11 protein-coding genes are annotated in these 19,831 nt (G+C 63.9%); 7 read left to right on the top strand and 4 right to left on the bottom strand.

The window, feature by feature from the left end; all coding sequences use genetic code 11:
* The first annotated feature begins 74 nt into the window (after positions 1-74).
* The 6 genes from M727_RS0118415 to M727_RS0118390 are packed head-to-tail and all read left to right on the top strand — an operon-like array spanning position 75 to position 6,121.
* On the top strand, positions 75-701 hold the full coding sequence (locus tag M727_RS0118415; RefSeq protein ID WP_245268695.1) for a DUF4129 domain-containing protein: 627 nt from the start codon (positions 75-77) through the stop codon (positions 699-701).
* The gene (locus M727_RS0118410; RefSeq protein WP_027153918.1) at positions 698-1,990 is read left to right on the top strand and encodes a DUF4350 domain-containing protein; all 1,293 of its coding nucleotides are present in this window, start codon (positions 698-700) and stop codon (positions 1,988-1,990) included. Before M727_RS0118415 ends, M727_RS0118410 begins: the two co-directional genes overlap by 4 nt.
* Positions 1,977-2,933 (top strand): MoxR family ATPase, encoded by a 957-nt coding sequence (locus M727_RS0118405; RefSeq protein ID WP_027153917.1) that lies wholly within the window; start codon positions 1,977-1,979, stop codon positions 2,931-2,933. The genes M727_RS0118410 and M727_RS0118405 overlap by 14 nt, the downstream gene beginning before the upstream one ends.
* A complete protein-coding gene (locus M727_RS0118400) occupies positions 2,930-4,240 on the top strand; it encodes a DUF58 domain-containing protein (protein ID WP_027153916.1) in 1,311 nt (436 codons plus the stop codon). The genes M727_RS0118405 and M727_RS0118400 overlap by 4 nt, the downstream gene beginning before the upstream one ends.
* Positions 4,237-5,268 (top strand): stage II sporulation protein M, encoded by a 1,032-nt coding sequence (locus M727_RS36700; RefSeq protein WP_051505641.1) that lies wholly within the window; start codon positions 4,237-4,239, stop codon positions 5,266-5,268. The genes M727_RS0118400 and M727_RS36700 overlap by 4 nt, the downstream gene beginning before the upstream one ends.
* Positions 5,255-6,121 (top strand): RDD family protein, encoded by an 867-nt coding sequence (locus M727_RS0118390; protein WP_027153915.1) that lies wholly within the window; start codon positions 5,255-5,257, stop codon positions 6,119-6,121. Before M727_RS36700 ends, M727_RS0118390 begins: the two co-directional genes overlap by 14 nt.
* A 15-nt stretch (positions 6,122-6,136) precedes the next feature.
* On the opposite strand, the gene M727_RS0118385 is transcribed toward M727_RS0118390, so the two are convergent.
* Positions 6,137-6,823 (bottom strand): D-lyxose/D-mannose family sugar isomerase, encoded by a 687-nt coding sequence (locus M727_RS0118385; RefSeq protein ID WP_027153914.1) that lies wholly within the window; start codon positions 6,821-6,823, stop codon positions 6,137-6,139.
* A gap of 146 nt (positions 6,824-6,969) precedes the next feature.
* Here M727_RS0118385 and M727_RS0118380 point away from each other — a divergent pair, with 146 nt between their 5' ends.
* Entirely contained in the window at positions 6,970-8,028 is a 1,059-nt protein-coding gene (locus tag M727_RS0118380) for a D-TA family PLP-dependent enzyme (RefSeq protein WP_027153913.1), read from the top strand.
* 89 nt (positions 8,029-8,117) lie between these two features.
* On the opposite strand, the gene M727_RS0118375 is transcribed toward M727_RS0118380, so the two are convergent.
* From M727_RS0118375 to M727_RS0118365, 3 genes are all read right to left on the bottom strand, one after another.
* On the bottom strand, positions 8,118-8,882 hold the full coding sequence (locus tag M727_RS0118375) for a heme ABC transporter permease (protein WP_027153912.1): 765 nt from the start codon (positions 8,880-8,882) through the stop codon (positions 8,118-8,120).
* 246 nt (positions 8,883-9,128) lie between these two features.
* Positions 9,129-10,901 carry a glucan ABC transporter ATP-binding protein/ permease gene (locus tag M727_RS0118370; protein ID WP_027153911.1) on the bottom strand — a complete coding sequence of 591 codons (1,773 nt, stop codon included), beginning with the start codon at positions 10,899-10,901 and terminating at the stop codon, positions 9,129-9,131.
* 360 nt (positions 10,902-11,261) lie between these two features.
* Entirely contained in the window at positions 11,262-19,820 is an 8,559-nt protein-coding gene (locus M727_RS0118365) for a glucoamylase family protein (protein ID WP_027153910.1), read from the bottom strand.
* Between the last annotated feature and the right edge of the window lie 11 nt (positions 19,821-19,831).

Genomic DNA, 19,831 nt, shown 5'->3' with positions numbered 1-19,831 from the left:
CTAGCCCACTTGCAATTGCCGTTGTGCATTGCCAGTGTCGACTGGGAACCACAGGTTGCAGGGGACGGTTGGCAGTGGCACAGCCAGGCACAGCGGAAGCCGAATGGCTGGCAAAAGCGCATCAGCAGTTGATCTCGGACAAGTCGATCCAGTTCGGCCTGCCGGCCTATGTGCCGCCCCAGCCGCCTGACTGGCTGAAGCCGCTGCTGGACCTGTTGTCATCGCTCGGTCCCTCCATGATCTATCTGTTCTGGGGGGCGGTGATATCAGGTGCCGCGATCATCCTGCTCCTGGTCTTTCTCGAGATGAAAGGTATCGCCTGGCGCCTGCCATGGCAGCGCGCGCGGCGCGAAACCGAGGCGGAGGAAGCATGGCGTCCCGACGCCGGCGCCGCGCAGATCCTGCTGTCGGAAGCCGACGCGCTGGCCGCGCGAGGCGACTATGACGAAGCGGTTCATCTCCTGCTTCGGCGCAGCGTCGCCGATATTGCCGGCCGGCTGCCGGATTTTTTGCGCCCGTCGCTCACGGCGCGCGACATCGCCGCTGCTGCTTCGGTTCCCGCCAAGGCCCGCGCGGCGTTTACCGAGATCGCACGCATCGTCGAAGCCGCACTGTTCGCGCGCAGGCCGGTCGGCGCCGAAGGCTGGCGGCAAGCACGCGGCGCCTATGAGCGGTTCGTCTTCCGGGATGCCTGGATATGAGCGCTGCGACGGTCGAACCAGCCGCGCAGGAACCATTCAATCGAAGAACGCTGTTTTGGGGCATTTTCGCCAGCCTGCTTGCGGCAGCGGGTTTCTTCCTGCTGTCCACCTATGCGCCCGACTTCCGGCAACCCGGCAATGGCGGCGCCACGCCGCTGTCGAAAAGCGGCGTCGGCTATGCCGGCCTGGCTGAATGGTTGCGGCTCACCGGCGAGCCGCCAGCCATGGCACGAACTGAGGACGATCTCGGCACCGACATGCTGCTGATCGTCACCATTTCGCCCGAGAGCGATCCCGCCGCGCTCGACCGCATCCTCGAACTTCGGCAGGACCTGAATACCCTCTTCGTGCTGCCCAAATGGCAAACCCTGCCGCTGGAGGAGCACGAAGGATGGAAGATGAAATTCGGGCGATTGCCAGAATCCGTGGTGAACCAATGGCTCGGCCGGATCGCCAAATCGAGGATCGGCGTCGGCCAAAGCAAGGTGCGGCAACTCGACGTCGAAGGCCGGCTCGTTGCCGCCCCCGACGAATTGCAGTGGGTGGCGGACGAGCATCCAATCATAGCAGCCGGCAACGACAAGGCTGTGCTCACTGAACTCGACGACAAGCCTTTTTATATCCTGACCGACCCCGACCTGATCAACAACGCCGCGCTTGCGGATTCCACCAAGGCGGCAGCCGCGCTCGACCTGATCAGCCGGCTTCAATCCGGAATCGGTCCGTCCTGGTCCAATTTCAAACTGCCCGACCCTGACCAACTCGGTGACGACGCATCCGAAAATCCAGATAAGAGAGGCCGCGCACAGCCGGTCATGTTCGATCTCACGCTGCATGGCGCGGGGCGAAAATACGACCTTGCCAAACTCCTGGTCGAACCGCCGTTCCTGGCGCTGACGCTGACGATCCTGGCCGCGGCGGCGCTGGCTTTCCTGCGCGGCCTCGGCCGTTTCGGCCCGCCGCGCGCCGACCAGCGCGCCATTGCCTTCGGCAAGCGTGCGCTGGTGGATACGACGGCGATGCTGCTGCGGCGCGCCGGGCGGCTCGACGAACTGGGAGGCCGTTATGCCGCCTTGATGCGGGTGCGCGCCGGCGCACTGCTGGGAGCGCCGCAGGGCCTGCAAGGCGAAGCGCTCGACCGCTGGCTCGATTCTCGCGATAAGGACGAAGTCAGCGGATTCACCGCGCGGGCGCAAGCCGCCGGCGAGGCGAAAAACCTGACGCAAATGCACGAGGCAGCCGAGCGGCTGCACGATTGGACGGCAAGGAGGCTCGGTGAACGTCGATGATGTAAAGGCCCTGGCGACACGGATCAGGGAAGAAGTGGCCAAGGCGATCACCGGACAGCACGACACGGTCGACCTGATGCTGACCGCCCTGTTCGCCGGCGGGCATATCCTGCTGGAAGGCCCTCCGGGCACGGCCAAGACAATGACCGCGCGCTGCTTCGCGCAGGCTCTGGGTGTCGCCTACGGGCGCATCCAGTTCACGCCGGACCTGATGCCTGGCGATATCGTCGGATCGAACATCTACAATTTCCAGACTGGACAGTTCACGCTGACGCGCGGTCCGATCTTCTGCGATCTTTTGCTTGCCGACGAGATCAACCGCACGCCGCCCAAGACACAGGCAGCACTTCTGGAGGCGATGCAGGAGCATGCGGTCACCTTCGACGGCACCACGCATTCGCTGGGCCGCAACTTCATGGTGGTCGCGACCCAGAACCCGATCGAGCATCAGGGCGTCTATCCCCTGCCCGAAGCACAGCTCGACCGCTTCCTGTTCAAGCACCGGGTCAGCTACCCCGGTCCCGAGGAGGAACGGGCCATCATCATCCATCACGGCGGCGGCTCCGCCTCGCACGACATCGCGCAATACGGCATCAAGGCTCAAACGGATCGCAAGACGCTGGAGAAGGCACTCGAAACCGTCGGCTCCGTCACCCTCGTCGACGACGTCGTCGGCTACATCGCGGCGCTGGTGCGCGCCACACGCGATACCGCCGATTTGGAGGTTGGCGCCAGTCCCCGCGCGGGCGCCATGCTGGCCAGGGCGGCGCGGGCGCGGGCTGCGCTCGACGGGCGCGCCTATGTGATTCCCGACGACGTCAAGGCACTGGCGGTGCCGGCGCTGCGCCATCGCGTTGTCCTGTCGCCGGCCGCGCAGATCGATGGCCGACTGGTCGAGCAGATCGTCTCCGACCTGGTCGACCAGACGGAAGCGCCGCGTTGATCTATCCCAGCGGCCGAGCGGTGTGGGCGGCTGCGGCGGGCGCGGTGCCGGCCTTCCTGGTCGCGCTGGCGCTGCCGTCATTGTGGTATCTCGGATTGCTGTGGATCTGCCTGCTGCTCGCCTTCCTGGCGGTGGACGCCGCGGCCGGACGCGGGCGGAAATCGCTGGCCGCCAGCCTCCACGCGCCGCCGCAGGTCGGCGTCGGCGGCCAGTTCACCGTCCATGTCGCCGCCCGTCTTTCAGGCCGGACGCCGACCCTGGAGGCGCGCGTCGGTCATGATGAGCGCCTGGCGCCGATCGGCGGAACCGGCGGTCCCCTGGCTGCCACAAAGGATGGCGGATCGCTCGACCTGCGGTTCCAGGCGCTGCGGCGCGGCATCGCCAGCTTCGATCGTCTGTGGCTGCGCTGGCGCGGGCCGTTCGGACTGGTCTGGAACCAGGTCGTCCTGCCGATGGAAAGCAAGGTGGCAGTGTTGCCCGACGTCCGCAGCGCCCGCGACCAGGCGATCACGCTGCTGCAGCGCAACGCCCTGCCCGACGGGCATGCGCAGCGCCGGGCCGGCCAGGGCCGGGAATTCGAGGCGCTCAAGGATTATCAGCCCGGCATGGGCCGGCGGATGATCGACTGGAAGCGCAGCGCCCGCCACGGCAGGCTTCTGGCGCGCGAGTTCCGTATCGAGGAGAACAACAATATCGTGCTGGCCATCGACAGCGGACGCCTGATGTGCGAGCCGGTCGACGGCCTGCCGAAGGTGGACCGGGCGGTGGCGGCAGCCTTGCTGTCGGCGTTCATTGCGCTCAAGGGCGGCGATATGGTCAGCCTGTTCAGCTTCGATGCGCGGCCGCGCGTCGCCAGCGGCGCGGTGCGCGGCTCGGCCAGCTTCGCAATGATCCAGAAGCGGGCGGTTGAGATCGACTATTCCAACGAGGAGACCAATTTCACCCTGGCGCTGACCACGCTTGCGGCGCGGCTCGACCGTCGCTCGCTGGTGATCATCTTCACCGACTTCGTCGATCCGATCAGCGCGGAATTGATGCTGCGCACCGTCGGCCGGCTCACCGAGCGGCATCTGGTGCTGTTCATGATGATCAGGGATGTCGAATTGGAGAGCTTGGCCGACATGCCGCCTTCATCAGGCGAGGATATCGCCCGCGCCGTCGTCGCCGGCGGGCTTTTGCGCGAAAGGCAGGTCGTCATCGGCCGGTTGCGGCTGCTCGGCGCGCATGTGATCGAAGCCGACCATCAAAGGCTAGGGCCGGCGCTGGTCGAGCGCTACCTGCAGTTCAAGCGCGAGGATTTGTTGTGACTGCGCCAGTTCCCGGCGATGCTCGACGCGGCGATGCCGTACGCCAGTCGCTGGCCAGCTTCCGTCGGGAGCGCGAGGCCGACTGGCAGGCGTTCGAGGCGCTACTCGCCCGCGTCGAGAAACGCGCGCCGCGAACACTGTCGGAAGAAGAGCTGCTGTCGCTGCCGCTGCTCTACCGGTCGGCATTGTCTTCGCTTTCGGTAGCGAGAGCGACATCCCTCGACAGCGCACTGATCGCCTATCTCGAATCCCTGTCGCTGCGGGGATATTTTTATCTCTATGGGGCACGCCGCGGACTACGGCAGCGTGTTGGCGATTTCTTCCTGCATGACTGGCCCGGTGCCATCCGCGATCTGTGGCGCGAGACGCTGGTGTCGGTGGCGCTGATGTTTGTCGGCATCGGCGCCGGCGCCTGGCTGGTAGCGTCCGACAAGGGCTGGTTCGACGCGATCATCCCGTCGGGCCTGGCTGCCGGCCGCGGTCCCGACGCTTCGGCCGAGATGCTGCGCAGCATGCTTTATGATGGCGACAATGGCTTTCTCTCAGGCTTTGCTGCTTATCTTTTCACCCACAACGTCCAGGTCGCAATCCTCGCCTTCGCCCTTGGATTTGCTTTCGCGGTGCCGACGGTGCTGCTGATGCTGTTCAACGGCTGCATGCTGGGGGCGATGTTCCAGGTCTATTGGGCAAAGGGGCTTGGCATGGAACTTGGCGGCTGGCTGGCCATTCACGGCACCACCGAATTGTTCGCCATCGCACTGGCCGGCGCTGCCGGCATGCGGATCGGCACACGCATCGCCTTCCCCGGCGAGTTGACCCGCATGACAGCAGCCGCCCATGCCGGACGCGTCGCCGCGACCGCGATGGTCGGCGTTTCGGTCATGCTGCTGTTTGCCGGACTGCTCGAGGGCATCGGCAGGCAGACGATCACCAGCGACGTCACCCGCTATGCCATTGGCACCGGCATGCTCGCACTGTGGATCGGCTACTTCTACCTGTTCCAGGTGGTGCGCAATGGCGACCGCTAGACGCGCTGCGCTGGCGACAATGCGCTCGCTGATCACGCCTGAAGGTGTCGATCTCCAGATAAAGCTGGCCGACGCCGGCACACGGGCTGCCGCTTTCCTGCTCGATGTCGTCTTTATCGCCACGGCTGCAATCGCGGTCACGATTGTTGCGATCTTTGGAGTAACAGGTTTCGGCACTGATAAATTGCAGCCGCTTTTCATCGTCTGGATCATCGCGATTTTTTTTCTGCGAAACGTCTATTTCATCGCCTTCGAGGCGGGCCGGCGCGCGTCGACCCCCGGCAAGCGGATCATCGGCATCAGGGTGGCGTCACGCAGCGGAGCCGGCCTGTCGGTCGATCAGGTCATCGCCCGCAATCTGATGCGCGAGATCGAGGTCTTTCTGCCGCTGTCGATTATCGCCGGACGCAGTGGGATGGGCGTCGCCGACACGCTGACGACAGTTTTCGGGCTGGTATGGGCGCTGCTGTTCGCCTTGTTCCCGCTTTTCAATCGCGACCGGTTGCGGATTGGCGACCTCCTGGCGGGAACCTGGGTCGTCGAGGCGCCTAAGCGCACGCTGATGGAGGATTTGTCGGCACGAAAAGATCTGGTCGCCAGGACTTTTCAGTTCAGCCACGCCCAGCTCGATGCCTATGGCATCGCCGAACTGCACAAGCTGGAAGAAGTGCTGCGCCGCGACGACTATTTCGCGCTGCGGGCGGTGGCTGAGACGATCGGACGCAAGATCGGTTCAACGCCGCAGGCGCATGATGCCCGCCTGTTCCTGACCGCGTATTACGGCGACCTGCGAGCCCATCTCGAGCGAAAGCTGCTGCTGGGCAAGCGAAAGGAAGACAAGCATCAGCGTTAGGAACGAAAGGCCGTCTTACCCCACCCACTTCTCGTAGTCCGACACCAGGAGGTGCAGCGGCGCGACGTCCTCGTCGATGTCCGCGAAGCGGCCGATCGGCTCGCGGAAGACATTGTCGGTGAGATCGTCGTTGACGGTCGAAACCTCGCCGATCAGCACGTCCTTGCCCTCGGCCCAGAAGGCGTGCCAGACGCCCGGCAGCAGCGTCACGCTCTCGCCCGGATCGAGCTTCAAGAGCCCGCCCGCCGGCAGCCGGTGGATAGTCCCGTCGACCGGCACCGATACTTCCGCCTTCGGATCGATGCCGCCATCGCGATCGTGCATGAACAGCTCCAGCACCAGCTTGCCGCCGCCGCGGTTGATGATGTCCTCGGCCTTGATGTTATGGCGATGCATCGGCGACAGCTGATCCTTGCCCGAGATCATGATCTTCTCGGCATAGAGCATGCCCATGCCCTTCTTCATGTCTTCGTAGCGACCGTTGCGAACGGTGAACAGGAAGAGGCCGAGCTCGTCGAACTTGCCCTGGCCGTAATCGGTGATGTCCCAGCCGAGCCGCGAGGAGAAGATGGCCGACGAATCCTGCCGGCGCGCCTTCATCTGTTCCGGGGTCCAATAGGCGAAGGGCGGCATGATGTAGCCGAACGAACGGATGAAGGCATCGGCGTCGCGGATGATTTCGTTGATGGCGGAGCGTTTCATGGTCGTGGTTCCTTCCCATTGGCTTGGGCGATCTCCAAACCGAATAGCCGAACACCGATCCGGTGTCGACGTAAACCGCGTGCTGGCCTCATGACATCCGGGCCGATCAAGGCCATAAGTCCAGGCAATTCCCAGGGTGAAAATCCATGCTGAGCATAGACGACCTCGATACACCGGCGATCCTGATCGATGTCGACCGCGCCGAAGCCAACATCGCGCGGGCGCAGGCCCACGCCGACCGCCACGGGCTGAAGTTCAGGCCGCACATCAAGACCCACAAACTGCCCTACTGGGCAAAGAAGCAGATCGCAGCCGGTGCAGTCGGCATCACCTGCCAGAAGATCGGTGAAGCCGAGGTGATGGCCGATGCCGGCCTCACCGACATTTTTCTGCCTTACAACATTGTTGGCCGCGCCAAGCTGGAGCGTCTCAAGGCGCTGCACAGCCGCGTGACACTGTCGGTGACATCAGACAGCATGGAGACGCTTGCGGGTCTCGCCGCCACCTTCACCGATCCAGGCCAGCCGCTACAGGTACTGGTGGAGTGCGATACCGGCATGGGCCGCTGCGGCGTCCAGTCGGCCAGCGAGGCTGTCGCGCTGGCCAGAGAGATCGACAAGGCCAGGGGGCTCGCCTTCGGCGGGCTGATGACCTATCCGGCGGCAGGCCGCGCCGCCGAGGCCGAGACTTGGCTGGCCGATGCGCGCAATGCGCTCGCCGCATCCGGCCTCGCCTGCGAACGCATCTCCAGCGGCGGCACGCCGGATATGTGGCGCGCAGGCGAGGCTTCCGTCGTCACCGAGTACCGCCCCGGCACCTACATCTATCTCGACCGCTACCAGGTCGCCAAGGGCGTCGGAAGCCTCGACGATTGCGCGCTGACGGTGCTGTCGACGGTGGTCAGCCATCCGACGCCGACACGGGCCATCCTCGATGCCGGCAGCAAGGCGTTGTCCAGCGATACGCTGGGGCTGCCCGATTTCGGCGAATTGCTGGGCCTTCCGGGCGCCACCGTCACCAGCCTCAGCGAGGAGCACGGCAACGTCACGCTTTCCGGCGAGGCCAGGCTGCGTATCGGCGAGCGCGTGCGCATCGTGCCCGACCATTGCTGCGTCGTCACCAATCTGTTCGACGAAGTTCACTTGATCGCCGGAGAACGGGTGCTTGAGACGCTGCCGGTGGCGGCGCGCGGCCGCATGGGGTGAGAAGCGGTCCGCGGAGCGGACGGAAAGCCAATTGCTTGGCTTTCGAGCTTTGACCCCCTGAGCCTGCAAAGGGGCAAAGCTGAAGTGAGTCAGGCTGATTGCCGTTCGGCCTGCCGTGCCGCGACGCGGCGCATGGCAATGACCCGGCGACGCAGGATTTCCGTGCGCATCGCCATCAGATGCAGCGCAAAGAACAGCACGGTAAAGCCCAGAGCCATCACCAGCAACGGCCGCAACAGGCTGGGATCGATGGTCGGCCCACCGAGCCGGATCACCGAAGCCGGCTGATGCAGCGTGTTCCACCAGTCGACGGAGAATTTGATGATCGGGATGTTGATGAAGCCGACCAGGGTGATGACTGCAGCGGCCCAGGCGGCGCGCGCGGCATCGTCGAGGGCCCGCGTCAGCGCAATGATGCCGAGATACATCAGGAACAGCACGAACACCGAGGTCAGCCGCGCATCCCACACCCACCAGGTGCCCCACATCGGCTTGCCCCAGATCGAACCGGTGATCAGCGCGAGCGCTGTAAAGACGGCACCGATGGGTGCCGCCGATTTGAGCGCGACGTCGGCCAGCGGATGGCGCCATACCAGCGTGCCCAATGCGGAAACCGCCATCAGCGTGAAACACATCATGGCCAGCCAGGCGAACGGCACATGGATGTACATGATACGTACGGTGATGCCTTGCTGGAAATCCTCCGGCGCCGTGAAGCTCATATAGAGCCCGGCGGCTAGGAGGAGTGTGGCGATGGTTGCCAGCCACGGCACCACCTTGTCGGCCAACCCGACAAACCGCGTCGGGTTGGCGAAATCCATCCAGCCGCTGAGGCGTGAAGTCAGGTCACTCATGCGGCTTTACATAAACCGGTGATGGGCTTGGGGCAACTACAGCACCGTGTCGCAGGCGCGCGTTCCCTTCTCCCCCTGTGGGGCCCGAAGGGCGGGCGAGGCCCGTGACTCGCCCCGGGCGGTGGATCGGCGCACAGCGCCGAGCCGGATGAGGAGTGCTGGACGGAGTGAGGCCGGCGCCAAGCGAGCACCCCTCATCCGTCGCCTTCGGCGACACCTTCTCCCACAAGGGGAGAAGGGAAGAACTCAGGCGGCCGCGTCCGTGATGGTGCGGCTGAGGCGGCGGACTTCCTCGTCGTTGAGCAGGCCGCCGGCGCGCAGCAGGCTGGCGAAGCGGCCATTGCGCATCGACAATTCGGCGAAGCCGCCCATTTCGACCACCTTGCCCTTGTCCATGAAGACGACCAGATCGGCATCGCGAACAGTGGTCAGGCGGTGCGCGATGATGAAGGTGGTGCGGCCGCGCCGCAATTCGTCGATCGCTTCCTTGACGCGGTCTTCCGTCTCGACGTCGAGCGCGCTGGTCGCTTCATCGAGCACCAGGATGGGTGAATCCTTCAGCACGGCGCGCGCGATTGCGATACGCTGGCGCTCGCCGCCCGAAAGTTGTCCACCGCGTTCGCCGACAACCGTATCGTAGCCGTTGCTCTTCGACAGGATGAAATCCTGCGCGGCAGCGGCATTGGCGGCGGCGTGGACCTCATCATAGGTCGCCTCGGCGCGCCCGACGCGGATATTGTCCTCGATCGAGCGGTTGAGCAGGCCGGCATCCTGGAACACGGTGGCGATCGAGTGGCGCAGCGACTTGCGGGTCACCGTGCGGGTATCGATGCCATCGATCAGGATGCGGCCGCTGGACGGCGAAAAGACCCGCTGCAAGAGATTGATCAGCGTGGTCTTGCCTGCGCCCGTCGGACCGACGATGGCCACGGTGTGGCCGGCACGGACTTCGAAGGACACGTCGTTCACGCCCTGCCCCGAATTGGCGAATTCGAAGTTGACGTTTTCGAAACGCACATGACCAGTGACGTTGACCAGGTCACGCAACCCGTCCGGCTCGGCGGCGTCGGCCGCGGAGTCCTCAAGCCGATAAAATTCCTCGAGCTTGGCCCTGGCTTCCGAAATCTGGTTGGCGAAGGCCGACATCTGGTCGAGCCGGGCGATCAGCAGCGTGGCAAAGCCGGTAAACGCGATGACATCACCGATGCGCAATTGGCCATGCATGACAAGATAGGAGCCGATCAACAGCACGACCATCATCGAAATGGTCGACGACAGACGGTGCAGGGCGTTGGCCAACGCCCACCAGTCGAGCACCGGATACTGCGCATCAAGCAGATTCTTGACATAGCGCTTCAAGGCGTCGGTCTCGTGGCCGATGCGATTGTAGCTCTGCAGCACGGCGACATTGCTGACCGAGTCGCTCACATGCGCGAACACCTGGTGAAAGTGCCGCTCCACGGACGCCTGGCCTTCCCTGGTACGACGCATCACCAGCCGGCCGATTCCGACGTAGAGCGCGCCCAATGCCAGCAGGACCATCGACATGCGAATGTCCATGCTGAGCGCCGTCGGCACCAGCAGAACCAGTGCGACAACAGTCGACAAATGCTGCCTCATGAACTCGAGCCAGAGGCTGAACAAGGTCTCGACCGCGCGCAGCAGCGTGTGCAGGGAATTGGAGGTGCCGCGCTGATGATGCCAGGCAAGAGGCATGGTGATCACGCGCTCGAACGACTGGCAAAGAACCTCGCTGCGCCGCGCATGGGCAAAACGGTCCGCGCCGCGCGCCACCAGAACGAAGGCGATGACGTTGAAGACGCCGATACCGGCCCATAGGCCGAGCGTCGAAAAGACCGAGCCGCTATCCGAAATGGCATCGATCACCCGTCCGAACATGATCGGCTCAAGGATGGCGATAATCGCAAGCGCGACATTCGCCCCACAGATAAACGCGACGCGTTTTCTGTCGGCAGCGAGATAACCGAGCGCTCTCCAGTAGATTTGCAGAAGGGACACTTCAGCTACTCCGGCAAATTGTTATTGTGCACTGCATCATTTTCTGACTCGTACTCGTTGACGTGTCGCGAAACAATGCCCTCGTACCCCTTCAGTTCCCAATTCGCGAACAAAAGATGGCGACGCTGCGAAATCTGTCGTGATCACCTAACGGTTTGAGAAGAAAGGTAAAATGTCAGCCTTGCGGCAAAATCGTGGCAGGCAGGAAGCACTGCCGAAATTTTAATCAGCAACTTGGCATGTACGAATCCCAAAAGCCTGCATCGGCTTTTGGGAAATCTCATGCGCAATAGAATTGCTCGAGCAACTTTAAATAACGCAAATCCTCAAGATGCACAAAGACGTTCCAAATCCTTGAAGCTACGCCGGTATCCTGACGACCAGATCGGCCTTGTCGCCGGCTTTCGGTTCGAAAGACGAAGCCTTCGTCTTTTTACCATTTACCTCGAGCGAGACGGCTTTGGCCTTCTTGTCGCGGACAACCTGAACCCTGAGCTCGGCCCCCAGCACCTTGAGCGTTGCCGCATAGCCATCCCAATGGCTGGGCAGTTTCGGCCTGAACCGGATGCGCTCGCCCCTGCGCTCGATGCCGAGGATGCCTTCGACCGCCGCGCGATAAAGCCAGCCGGCCGAGCCGGTATACCAGGTCCAGCCGCCGCGGCCACCCTTGCCTTGCCCGGCGTAGACGTCTGCCGCGACGACATAAGGCTCGACGCGGTAGTGCTCGGCAGCGGCTTCGTCGGGTGCATGGTTGACCGGGTTGAGCATCGAGAAGCAGCGGTAGGCGTCGTCGACGCGCCCCATTTCGGCGAGCGCAATGACGAACCATGTCGCCGCGTGGGTGTACTGGCCGCCGTTTTCACGGACACCCGGCGGGTAGCTCTTGATGTAGCCTGGGTTCTGTGCCGTCCTGGAGAAGGGCGGCGTGAAAAGCTTGACGATGTTGAGCTCGTCGTCGACGAGCATTTTCATCGCCTGCTGCATCGCCGTCGTCGATCGCGCCGGATCGCCCTCCCCCGACAGCACGCTCCACGACTGGGCAATCGAGTCGATCTTGCATTCCTGCGAGCTGCGCGACCCCAGCGGCGTGCCGTCGTCGAAGCTGCCGCGACGGTACCATTCACCGTCCCAGGCCGTGCTTTCAAGCGCCCGCTTCAGCACGCCCGCGTGTTTTGTCCAGGCTTGCGCGCGCTTGGCGTCGCCTTCCGCCTTGGCGACAGCTGCAAAGTCGCCCAGCGTCTTCAGCAGGAACCAACCCAGCCAGACGCTCTCGCCCTTACCTTGCTCGCCGACACGGTTCATGCCGTCGTTCCAGTCACCGCCGAGGATCAGCGGCAGTCCGGCGGGGCTGCTGCGCTTGATGGCAAGGTCAAGTGCGCGCGCGCAATGATCGTAGAGTGAAGCGGTCTTCTTCGATATCTCCGGCGTGAAAAAGGCGTCGTGCTCGCCTTCTTCCAGCGACGGCCCTTCGATGAAGGGCAATTGTTCCCTGAGGATCGCGGTATCGCCGGTCACCAGCAAGTAATGTGCCGTGGCGTTGGCGAGCCAGACCACGTCGTCGGAAATCATGGTGCGGACGCCTGCCTCCGTTCGCGGCAGCCACCAATGCTGCACGTCGCCTTCGGGGAATTGCCGCCGCGCCGCGTTGAGGATTTGGTCGCGCGCCAGTTTCGGATCATGGAGAAGCAGGGCCAGCGTGTCCTGCAACTGATCGCGGAAGCCAAAGGCGCCGCTTGCCTGGTAAAACGCCGAGCGGGCGCGGATGCGGCAGGCAAGGCTCTGATAGGGCAGCCAGTGGTTGACCATCGCGTTGAGCGCCTTGTCCGGCGTCTCGACCTGGATGGTGTCGAGAAACCCTCGCCAGGTGCGTTCATTGTCAGCCAGCCGCTGATCGAAGTCCTTGCTGCAATGATGCTGTACCAGCGCGCTGGCTTCCTCGGCAGAGGCTGCATCGCCGAGCAGCCAGAGCAGCGTCACGTCGCCGCCGGCGGGGATGTCGACGTCGCGTGCAATTGCCGCACAAGGATCGTCCCCCGCCTCGACGCGGCCCGACAGGCTCGCGCCGCTGAGCACGGCTTGCGGGAGTTCGCTGGTGCCGTGGCGGCCGATGAACTCGCGGCGGTCGGCCGTCACCGAGTGTGCCGCCCCGTCGGCGGCCAGGAAGGCAACCCGCTCGCTGAAATCGAGCCCGTAGGGATTTTGCGCCAGCAACGCGCCCGTCGCGGCATCCCTGGACGGAACGATGGTCGCCGCCGTGCGCGAACGATGGCTGCCAAGAACCCATTCTGCATAGGCATAGACGCGCAGGCGCGTCGGCGCCGAACCGGAATTCTGGATGCGCAACCGGGAGATTTTCACCGGATCGACGGGATCCACCACATGGGTAAGGTCCATCGACAGCGGCCCGTGCTTCGAACGGAAGGTCGAAAAACCCTGCCCGTGCCATGTTTCGTAGGTCGTGGCGGGGTCGCGGACCACGGCGGCCAGCGGTGAGAACGCCCGGCCGCTGGCATGATCGTAAATATAGATGCCCTCGCCTGGCCGGTTGGTGACCGGGTCGTTCGCCCACGGCGTCAGTTGATAGTCGCGGCTGTTTCGGCTCCAGGTGAAGGCAGCGCCTTCAGCCGAAACGTGGAAACCGAACGAGGCGTTGGAGACGACGTTGATCCAGGGCTGCGGCGTCGTGCGCCGGCCAGAAAGACGCACGACATAGTGGCGTCCGTCGCCCTCGAAGCCGCCAAAACCGTTCCACTGGTTGAGCCCGCTGCCGTCGGCACTGCCGTCGAACGAGGCTTGGGCCCACGTCTGTGGCGCCGGCGGAGACGGTTCACGAAGCGCTGCTGCACCCGCCGGTTGCAACGCGTCCCGCGCTTGCAGCGCAGCGGCCTCGGCGCGCTCGATCTGATCGAAGATGGTGCCGTTGCGCGTGTGCAGAACGACGCGAGCGGTGGCCAGCAGCGTCTTGTAGGTCGCCTCGTCCATGAGGTCGCGGCGCACCGCGAAGATGTGCTGCCGGGGGCCCAGCTCCTTGCCGCGCAGGCGGCTGTTTTCGCACAGCGTCTCCACCGCCCGTTGCAGGTCCTGCACGTAGGACGAAGCCTGCTCGTTGACGACGACAAAGTCGATCATCATGCCGCGGGCGCGCATGTATTCCTGGAAGCGGAGCGCCTGGGCAACGATTTCGAGATCGGCGACATCGCCGATCCTGACCAGGAAAATCGGAAAGTCGCCGGATATGCTGGTCGGCCATAGGCCCGATTGCCTACCGAGCCCGGAAGCGATCGATTCGGCCGGAAGCCGCAGGAACGGATCCGGATAGATCAGGTAGCGCGCCAGATTCTGCACATTGGCGGCATCGGCAAGGCTGAGACCGAGATGCCGGGTCTGCACCTGCGAGCGGGTCCAGGCGAGCATCGCCTGGCGCGCGAAGGCTTCCGGATGATCAAGCCGCGCAATGGCTTCTTCGAGTTCGGCACGGTTGGCGCCGACGGCAGTCCAGAAGGTCAGCGATATCTTCTTGTTGGCCGGCACGCGCACCTGTCGGCGAAGTGCTGCGACCGGATCCAGCGTGAAGCCGGAATGGCCGCCAAGCTTGGCGCCGGGATCGAAGGCGGCGGCCTCGGTAATGGTGCGGCCGCGGCCTATGAAGGCGCGCCGGTCGGTTTCGGCCTCGGCGTCGCGCGTCGACCCAGACGGGTCGGTGACGAAATGCACCATGGCGACATCAGGCTCGTCCGTTTCCCGCTTACGTCTGGTGGCGAAGATCGCTGCGTTATTTGCAGCGATTTCGGTTTCCACGAACATTTTCGAGAACGCCGGATGCGCGTTGTCGGATGCTTCTGAGCCCAGCACCAGTTCAGCGAACGAGGTCACTTCGATATGCCGGTCGACCGGGCCGTCATTGTAGAGCGTCACCCGCCGGCCTTCGCCATTCCCCTCCGAAATGACGATGCATTCGACCTCCGAACGCAGTGATCCCACTGACTTGACGAAGCTCGCCTTGTCGTCGGAGAACAGCGTTCGCACCTCTTCGTGGGTGGCACGCTTCGGCTCGGCGGTGGCCGACCACCAGTCGCCGGTGCCGGAGTCGCGCAGGAAGATATAGGAGCCAAGCCGATCCTCGGTCGGATCCGGCTGCCAGCGCGTGACGGCAAGCTCGCCCCAGCGACTATAGCCGGAGCCGGTCGCGGTAACCATGACCGAGTAGCGGCCATTGGACATGACGCTGGTCGAACGCAGCGCCTTGAGCGGGTTGAGCACAATGCGCGTATCGGGGCTCTCGGCTTCCGTTTCGTCCTTCGACCGTTCGTCGGCCTCGGTCCTGACGGTGGCGGTCGGGATGTCGCGCGGCGCTCTTTCCTGCAGCAGCAACTCGGCCGACTCGATCACCGGATCGCTGTGGAAGCGGTCGCGCAGGCGTCCTTCGAAGATGGCGTCGGCGACGGCGGCGATCGACATGCCGGAATGGTGGGCCATGTAGTTCAGCACGACGACATGGTCGGTGCCCTCCGGCACGCGTTGCGGCGTGAAATCGACCGCATCGTAGAAGCCGTGCCGGCCAAGGGCGCCGAGCCGCCTCAGCCTGGCCAGGTTCTGCACCGATTCACGCGGGGTGAACTGCGCCGCCAGCACGGTCGCATAAGGGGCAATCACCGTGTTCTGGCCAAGACCTCGCTTCAGGCCCAGCCCAGGCACGCCGAAATTGGTGTACTGGTAGGTCAGTTCGCGATCGCGGGCGTTGTAGGCCGCTTCCGAAATCCCCCAGGGCACGTCCTTCGAGCGGCCGTACTGGATCTGGCGCTTGATGATGAGCTTGCTGGTCTGGTTGAGGATGCTGCCTTGCGGCTCCTTCATCACCAGCGGCGGCATCAAATACTCGAACATCGAGCCGGACCAGGACATCAGCGCGCCCTTGAACCCGATCTCGACGATCGGCCGGCCGAGGTGGAACCAGTGCTCCGTCGGCAGATCGCCCTTGGCTATGGCGAACAGGCTGGTCAGCCGCGCCTCGGAAGCCAGCAGGTCGTAGCAGCTTTCGTCGAGCTGATGCTCCTCGACCCGGTAGCCGATCGACAGAAGCTTGCGTTCCTTGCGCATGAGGAAGGAGAAATCCATCTCGAAGGCAAAGCGGCGCGTCCGCTCGCGCAACGAAAGAAGCTTGGCCCGCAGCGCCTCGATGGCATTGTCGTCGCTATGCGCGTCATGGACATGCGCCTCGCAGGTGGCTTCCAGTCTCGCCGCCCAGTCGGCGATGGTGTCGCTCTGCGTCGATGCGGCCTCAGTATGGATAGCGATGGCGAGCTTGCGGATCTCGCCGGCCAGAACGGCCAGGTTGATGGTGCGGATCGACGCCATCTCGGGCTGTGCCTTGATCGATTCGACCGCGCGTCGCATGCCATCGAGGCGATCGGCAAGTCGCTGGCGCAACGGCCGCAACTGACGGCGGTCGTCAGGCAACTCCGCCAGGCTTTCGTCGAGGATCGTCACCGTATCGAGGATACCCTCGAAGTCGCCCTGAAGGTGGACTGCAGGCGCTTCCGCCCATTCGGCACAGGCTGCCGCCACCGCCACCAGATGGCCGGCGAGATTGCCGCTATCGACGGCGGAAATGTACAGCGGATAGAGCGGCTTCAGCGTCGTCGTGTCATACCAGTTGAAGAGATGGCCGCGCTCACGCGGCATGCTCTCGATAGTCGACATCGTCGCGTCGATGCGGGTGGTGGCGTCGGACAGGCTGATCCAGCCGAAATCGCGCGCCGAAACCACTGACAGGAGATAGACGCCGATATTGGTCGGCGAGGTGCGGGGCGCCACGACAGGCGCCGGACTCTCCTGGAAATTGTCGGGCGGCAGATTGTGATGCTCGGCCGTCACGAAGGTCTCGAAATAATGCCATGTGCGCCGCGCAATCGTGCGCAGCACATGGATGTCGGCCGCCGATATGCGCAAACGGTCCTCGGTTTCGGCCGAGCGGCTGATAAAGAAGGCGAAGGCTGGCGAGCCGATCCAGAACAGCGCGAAGAAGAAGGCGACGAAAGCTCCGGTTGAATCGGCCACAACAGGGATGGCGAGGCCGACGACGCCGACAACCACCGCGCCGTACATCATGCCGTAATAGGAGCCGAGATCGTTGTCGCCGTTCTTGTGAGCCTGCGAGGCAGTGCGCCATTCGAGCAGGTTCTTCCGGCTGACGAACAGGCGGTAGAGCGTGCGAATGACGGCATCGCCCATCATCCAGGCCAGATGCGCCATCAGCACGATCTTCAGAGCCACGAGGGCGGTGCCGAAGACGACGTCGCGCGCCAGCGCCGAGAAATGACCGCGCGGCGTCTGGTCGCCGCTTTTCGGCAGGATGGCGTGGACGATGTCGAACGTCGGCGCCATGAAAAGTGTGAGGATCAGCAGCGCCTGCCATTGCGCGGCCTGGGTGAAGGGCAGCAGCGTCCAGCCGGCGATCGCGGCCATCACCCAGAAGATCGGCGTCAGCGACCGGCGCAGATTGTCGACCATCTTCCAGCGCGACAGCGCCGGCACGCCGGATCGCGGATTGAGAATGAAGCCCAGAAGCTGCCAGTCGCCGCGCGCCCAGCGATGGTGGCGCGACGCGTCGACCGAATAGCGGGTCGGATAGTCCTCGACCAGTTCGACGTCGGTGACCAGGGCCGCGCGCGCCAACGCGCCTTCGAGCAGATCGTGGCTGAGGACGGTGTTTTCTTCGATGCGGCCCTTCAGCGCCGCCTCGAAGGCGTCGACATGGTAGAGCCCCTTGCCGGTGAAGGAGCCGTCGCCGAAGACGTCCTGGTAGATGTCCGAGACGGCAAATACGTAGGGATCGAGGCCGCGATTGGCAGAAAAGACCCGCTGGAAGAAGGATGCGTCGTCGCCGCTGGTCAGCGAAGCGGTGATGCGCGGCTGCAGGATGGTGTAGCCGGCGCTGACGACGCGCTTTGCCGCATCGTAACGCGGGCGGTTGAGCGGATGGCAAAGCTTGCCAACCAAACTGGCGACGGCATCGCGGGTGGTGCGCGTGTCGGCATCCAGCGTCATCACATGGATGACGTTTTCCGGCAACGGCACGTCCAGCGGCAGAAAAGTGGTGTCGCTGTCACCACGCAGCAGAAGATTCAGTTCGTGGAGCTTGCCGCGCTTGCGTTCCCAGCCCATCCAGGCGCCCTGGGATTCATTGTAGAGCCGCCGACGGTGCAGGACGTAGAAACGCGGCGCGCCTTCGCTGGGATAGCGGGCGTTCAGCCGCGCGATCTCGTCGCGAGCATATTGGAGGATCTCGATATCCGCCGCATCGATTTCGGTTTTGCTGTCCGGCCAGTCCGAAAGCAGAGCGAAATGGATTTCGTCCGCCGTGTTGGCCAGATGGTGCACTTCGATGTTGCGGATGTTCTCCTCGACGTCGTCGCGCGAGCCGATCAGCGACGGCACCACCACCAGCGTGCGCGCCTCGGGCGGCATGCCGCGTCTGTAGTCGTAGCCGACGAGGCGCGTGGGCTTCAGGAATAACGATACGACGGTGTTGAAGAAGGCAAGCGCGCCTTCGCTGGCCGGCACGGCAAACAGCGCCAGCATCAGGACGATCGACGGCAGCGACAGGCCGAGACTGGCAAGGGCATTGCCTGAGAGGACCAGAAGCAGGACCGTCAGCGCGAACACCGGCACGACAATGCCCAGCCATCCGGTCTTGCGGAACGCTCGTTTGATCGTGACGCTGACGGTCGGCCGATAGCCGATCGCCTTTTCCAGTTCCAGCCGGCGCGGGCCGACCAGAAAGAACCCGACGTCGGTGTGAGCGGTCGGACCAGTGACGGTGGTATCGGCGACAGCGGCATGGCCGGCGAGTTCGATCGCCTTTTCAGCAACGCGGAATTCGGAACGATCGGAGCGGCGCGCCATTTCCTCGATCGCGGTCCGGTACTGGTCGCGCGAGAAGAAATCGAGCGCGGCGAAATCGGTGCGCTCGCGCAGCAAGGTGTCGATGCGGCTGACATCTTCGAACCAAACCGTCCAGTCGATATCGTTGATGAGCCTGAGGCCGCGGATGATGTTGCCGGTGGTTACGTTGCCGCTGGACAACGTGCGATGCTCGCTGATGATGATTTCCTCGGCATCGGAGCCGGACTTTTCAAGCTCGCCCTCCAGCCATTCCAGCGCCCTGCCGGCATTTTGCGATCCGTCGCGCAGGCGGTAGAGCAATTGGGTGGCAAAGGTGGTGTCTCGTGCATGGGCGACGTAGTTCGACAGGATCGCCTGACGGTCGGCGCTGTCGTCGATCGCCAGCACGCCATCGGCAACCTCGTTGGCAATCTGGCGCATCTGCCGGGTACGATTGACCCGGACCGCGATCCGGCGAAGATTTTCGATCAGAACGAAGCGCAGCAGCGACGGCAGCGCCCAGAGCTCGCCAATCTTCAGCGGCTCGACAGCCTGAAAGCCTTCGACGATCGCCTTGAACATCGCCGCCGAGACGGAGCTGTCCGAATGCGCGACATAGGTCCAGGCCAGCGCAAGCGCGCGCGGCACACGAGCGCCGTCGCGCAGCTTCAGGGTCGGCAACTGCCGATAGAAACGGTGCGGCAGGTCGCGCTTGACCTGGAAGATGGTTTCCTCGACCAGATAGTTGTTGTCGAGCAGCCATTGCGCCGCCGGCGTGATCGTCTCGCCTCTCGCCTGCGCGGCATTGGTCGAACGGTAGACTTCGAGGATCTTGCTGGCGCTGTCGCGGACGCGTGGCTGGAAATCGAACGGCTCCAGGCCGAACAGATCCTTGACGTCACCCTTGGCGAGGCTTGCACCCAGCGTGCGCAGGCGCTCTTCCGGCAGGAAATTGGAGCGTATCGGCTCTTCCGTGATGGCCGGAAAGCTCGCGCTCGTCTTTTCCATTTGGGTGGGATCTGTCTGTATATTCATTGAAAATTCCG

This window comes from Mesorhizobium sp. WSM2561 (assembly GCF_000513915.1).
In the GTDB taxonomy this organism is placed as follows: Bacteria; Pseudomonadota; Alphaproteobacteria; order Rhizobiales; family Rhizobiaceae; genus Mesorhizobium; species Mesorhizobium muleiense.
The sequence above is the reverse complement of the archived record's forward strand: the minus strand, read 5'-3'. Positions and strand labels throughout refer to the sequence as shown.

Coding starts and splice junctions, on each gene's coding strand:
- M727_RS0118380 (WP_027153913.1), top strand. CDS start 6,970: ATGCTGAGCATAGACGACCTCGATACACCGGCGATCCTGATCGATGTC.
- M727_RS0118375 (WP_027153912.1), bottom strand. CDS start 8,882: ATGAGTGACCTGACTTCACGCCTCAGCGGCTGGATGGATTTCGCCAAC.
- M727_RS0118365 (WP_027153910.1), bottom strand. CDS start 19,820: ATGAATATACAGACAGATCCCACCCAAATGGAAAAGACGAGCGCGAGC.
- M727_RS0118410 (WP_027153918.1), top strand. CDS start 698: ATGAGCGCTGCGACGGTCGAACCAGCCGCGCAGGAACCATTCAATCGA.
- M727_RS0118385 (WP_027153914.1), bottom strand. CDS start 6,823: ATGAAACGCTCCGCCATCAACGAAATCATCCGCGACGCCGATGCCTTC.
- M727_RS0118390 (WP_027153915.1), top strand. CDS start 5,255: ATGGCGACCGCTAGACGCGCTGCGCTGGCGACAATGCGCTCGCTGATC.